The sequence below is a fragment of the Aquidulcibacter sp. genome, assembly GCF_020253525.1.
Lineage (GTDB): Bacteria > Pseudomonadota > Alphaproteobacteria > Caulobacterales > Aquidulcibacteraceae > Aquidulcibacter.
In genome coordinates, this window is sequence record NZ_JADCBK010000097.1 from 1 (window position 1) to 3,206 (window position 3,206).

The 3,206-nt window shown below is 53.6% G+C and carries 4 protein-coding genes; 2 read left to right on the forward strand and 2 right to left on the reverse strand.

Annotated features, from left to right (window positions below; translation table 11 throughout):
* On the forward strand, window positions 1-501 hold a 501-nt coding region (locus tag IOB61_RS11590; protein ID WP_290816741.1), incomplete at its 5' end, for an FAD-binding domain-containing protein.
* Window positions 502-560: 59 nt separating this feature from the next.
* Here the strand turns inward: IOB61_RS11590 and IOB61_RS11595 are convergent.
* Complete coding sequence (locus IOB61_RS11595) at window positions 561-1,082, reverse strand: carboxymuconolactone decarboxylase family protein (protein ID WP_290816744.1); 522 nt, start codon at window positions 1,080-1,082, stop codon at window positions 561-563.
* Window positions 1,083-1,180: 98 nt separating this feature from the next.
* Window positions 1,181-1,729 carry a peroxiredoxin gene (locus IOB61_RS11600; protein WP_085338010.1) on the reverse strand — a complete coding sequence of 183 codons (549 nt, stop codon included), beginning with the start codon at window positions 1,727-1,729 and terminating at the stop codon, window positions 1,181-1,183.
* 530 nt (window positions 1,730-2,259) lie between these two features.
* On the opposite strand from IOB61_RS11600, the gene IOB61_RS11605 reads away from it, so the two are divergent.
* Window positions 2,260-3,206: carbohydrate porin (locus tag IOB61_RS11605; protein WP_290816747.1), on the forward strand; the 947-nt coding region annotated here is incomplete at its 3' end.

Below are 3,206 nucleotides of genomic sequence, written 5' to 3' on the forward strand. Positions count from 1 at the left end.
ATGAGCTTTGCGAGCTACCACCTGTGGCTGGACTGGCGACTGCCGGCAAAGCTGCTAGCCCGACAATTCACCGATTTTGAGCCCGGCATTCATTATAGCCAAGCGCAAATGCAATCGGGCACCACCGGCATCAACACGCCGCGCGTCTATAATCCAGTCAAACAATCGCTCGATCAGGACCCAGATGGCGATTTCATTCGACGCTGGGTGCCCGAACTTGCCCATTTGCCAACGCCCTTGATCCATGAACCTTGGAAGGCAGCCGCCGAAGACCTTCCGCCATCCTATCCTGCGCGCTTGGTTGACCATGTTGCGGCAGGGGCGTTTGCGCGGGCTGAAATCCACCGTGTCCGCAAAGGCGATGGCCACCGGGCACTGGCCCATGTCATCCAAGAACAACATGGCAGCCGCAAGTCTGGGATTAAACAAGTCACCGAAGCTAGAGCCAAAGCGCGTAAGAAGCCGACGCCAAAAAGCGATCAGATCAGCTTTGACTTTTAGAAACAAAAAGGCGCGCCAGCCTCAAGCCAGCGCGCCCTGAATCGGATGATGAGACGCGCTTAGTGGATCGAGCGCAGAACGGCACTTGCTGCCGCAACAACCGAGGCAATGCGCAAAGCAGCTTGGATGTTGAGGGCCGGAACCGCGTGCTTCTTCAATTCCACTTCATGGCTGTCGAGGCACATGCCGCAGCCATTGATGGCCGAAACCGCGAGGCTCCACAATTCGAAGTCAACTTTCTCAACGCCTGGATTGGCCAGCACATTCATGCGCAACCCAGCCCGCAGGGTTTGATACTCGTGATTAGAAAGCAAATGGAGCGAGCGATAATAGACATTATTCATCGCCATGATGGCGGCAGCCGCGCGCGCGGCATCCATAGCTTGCGGGGTCAAGCGCGCCGCAGCTTCGGCCTCAAAAGCTTTGACGACTTGGGGCTGACCAATCGCAACCGCAGAAGCCAAAAAGGCCCCCCACTTTTGCTGGTCGGTAAGGGTTGTTTCATTGGCCAATGAACCGAGGTTCAAGCGGATGTCTTTTGCATAGTCGGGAATGAGTTCGCGCAATTGTTCGAGCGTCATGGCAGCAATCCTTGGGGCAGCAAGTTGCGGGGAGGTAGATACAAAAAGGGCGTCGGATGGACAGGCTCGCCCACCATCCGACGCGCCTTAAGACTGAATTAGAGCACTGCGCCGCCGGCTGGGCGGTTGCAGGGGCACAATTCGTCGGTTTGGAAACCGTCGAGCAAGCGCAGGATTTCGTCTGGGTTGCGACCGACGTTCAAATTGTTGACCGAGGCATGCTGGATGACATTGTTTGGGTCGACCAAGAAGGTTGCGCGCAAAGCAACGCCAGCGTCCTTTTCACGAACGCCCAAGCCATCAACCAAGGTGCCCTTGGTGTCAGCAAAGGCATATTGCTTCATGTTGGCCAAATCTGGGTGCTCACGGCGCCAAGCCAGTTTGCAGAACTCATTGTCGGTCGAGCCGCCGAGCACCACGCAGTCGCGGTCGGCAAATTCGCCCACCAATTTGTCAAAACCAACGATTTCGGTTGGGCAGACGAAGGTGAAATCCTTGGGGTAAAAATAGATCAGCTTCCACTTACCTTCGAAGCTGTTCTGGTTGATTTCGAAGAAAGCGCTTTCGCCATTTTCTTCATGAGCTTTGAAGCCAGGCTTTACGCCGGTGACGGTGAATTCTGGGAGGGTATCGCCAACAGTTAACATTATTTTTCTCCAAGGCCGTTTCATCATCGCAACGGCACGAGGGCCATATAGGGGCGTTTTTCACAAAAGCAAATTGATTAAATAACTTTTTTCAATAAATTCTATCTATACAATAAGTTCTGTGCGAAGGCCGCAAAGAAAGGGTCGCGAATCAATTTTCCGCCCTCCCCCGCTTTTTCTTCAGGTAACCACAGGTCAAAAACACAGCTCGCTGATAAATTCAGAGCCTTGAATTGGTACAACTTTGGCAGCTTCATTTATTGTATACATTAATACAATCTATCGAATATTGAGCAGCACCTACGAGTAATATCCATTTATTAAGCATTTTACGGTTACCCTAGCGGCAGTTAGAGGCAGCTCCTCACGGAGCAGAGTCAGGAAGTTTGAACACACGCACCACGCCTTTGAGATCGCATCCGATCGCATGTCGATGGTGATGCCGACCAACTCCACCGAAGAAACAGAAAATACCGTGGTGGAGCCGCTCAAAGTCGTATCAGTCGCCAGAAGAGCGGGGGAAACAGACGATGAAACTCCGGATGAAGACAATGGCCATTGGGGGTCTCTTGACCCTATTTCAGGTCGCAACACCTGCTCTTGCCGAAGGCGGGAAGCCACTTGATGGCCTTCGCGGGGCGCTAGAACCGAGCGGTCTTTCCATCGAAGCCGAATATACGGGCGAACTCGTCACAGCGCACAAGGGCGCGGCTGATGGCAAGTCCTATTATCTCGACAACGTCAATGTCATGCTGACATGGGACCTTGAGAAAGCCTTTGGTCTGACCGGCACCACCTTCTACATGAATGTGCTGGGCAATTCAGGTGATCGGCCCAATGATGCCATCGGCACTTTGGAAGGTGTTTCCAACATTGAAGTCGCCGATGGCCGCTTCAAAATCTATGAATTTGCCTTCGAGAAGAAGTTTGGTGAGGCAGGTGCGGTTTCCTTTGGCTATATCGATCTGAACTCCCAATTTTACGCAACCGATGCGTCGGGTCTGTTGGTTGGCCCTCCCTTTGGGATTGGCACAGAACTGGCGGCCACTGGCAGCAATGGGCCTGCGATTTTCCCCTCAACGGCTTTGGCCTTGGTTGGTACCATTAATCCCACCAAAGACAGCTATGTGCGCTTGGGCATCTTTGGGGCACGCGCCCATAATTGGGGCGATCCTGGCTCATCCAATAATTTCAACGAAGGTGCCCTCACCATTGCTGAGGCTGGTTTAACCAGCAAAGGCCTACTTGCTGTGGGTGCGTGGCGTTACACCGATAAGGCCCCAGCCTTTAAATCGGGTGGGCCTGCGGGCGAAATCAATCCATGGGGCATTTATGGCCTCGTAGAACAGCCCATTTTTGAGTCCGACTCTGGCCGCGCCGTAACGGGCTTCATGCGGGCTGGCTATTCCGATGGCGAGACCTCAGACTTCCAAGGCTCTGTCACCGCCGGGATTTTGGTGGACCAGATCATTACTGG